At 57.0% G+C, this 717-nt stretch carries 1 protein-coding gene; it reads right to left on the bottom strand.

Annotated elements, in window-relative coordinates:
- Positions 1 to 216: 216 nt before the first annotated feature.
- Positions 217 to 564 carry a hypothetical protein gene (locus IB278_RS33565; protein WP_192328844.1) on the bottom strand — a complete coding sequence of 116 codons (348 nt, stop codon included), beginning with the start codon at positions 562 to 564 and terminating at the stop codon, positions 217 to 219.
- Between the last annotated feature and the right edge of the window lie 153 nt (positions 565 to 717).

Here is a 717-nt window from a genome sequence, read left to right as displayed (position 1 = left end):
CACGAGGTTTGGGGCACTCACAGTTTCCGATATCTCGCGGACCGGTCTTGACGCAGCCCAAGCGCGGTACTCCTCCAGCTTTGCGTCCAGAGCTGCGGCGAAATCGGGTGTCATGTTTCGTCGATTCTGTGAATCGTCCGTTGAGGGCGAATTCTGCCTCGGCGCCGAACGTCTGGTCTTGGCCGGCTGTTGCCCCAACGGTGGAGAGGCTCGCGGCTACCGACGGAACAGGCGAATCATTAACCACAGCGAGGGGAATGCAAGCAACGAAAACGCGGCAATTTGCCCAAGGAAGCTGCGGAGCAGAGAAGGTTCGGCTCTACCGTCGGTTGACTTGGTGATGATTTCGGTTTCTCCCCTCGCATTCGCGGTTGCTTCGAGGACGTAGCCTTGTGGGTTCACAGGCAGAAGAAAAAAGACGGCGATGTAGAGCAGGTACATCGCGCACAGTGACAGAACGATGAAGAGCCAAGGTCGAGAGATCATCTCCCGAGCAAAGAATGCGCTGCCTGCAACGTAGATTGCAGGAAGAATCAGGAGAACAAAGAGCTCGAGAGGGAACATTCGGAGTTCAGTAGGAAGGTCAGGTATTGGCCGAGCTTTGCCCTAAGCGGCATGCGGTTCAAATGAGCCCGCTGCCGAGGCAAAGTGCGGGGGTAGCGCTGATGACTTGACTTGGCCAGCCAGCCCTCGCGCAAGAAACTGCGCCATGCTCAT

The sequence above is a fragment of the Variovorax sp. VRV01 genome, from assembly GCF_014852545.1.
Taxonomy (GTDB): Bacteria; Pseudomonadota; Gammaproteobacteria; order Burkholderiales; family Burkholderiaceae_C; genus Variovorax; species Variovorax beijingensis_A.
Note: the sequence above shows the minus strand (reverse complement) of the source record. Positions and strands in the feature narration are given on the sequence as shown.

What these genes read in the sequence shown, in the direction of transcription:
- IB278_RS33565 (WP_192328844.1), bottom strand. Translation starts at nt 564, where the DNA reads ATGTTCCCTCTCGAGCTCTTTGTTCTCCTGATTCTTCCTGCAATCTAC.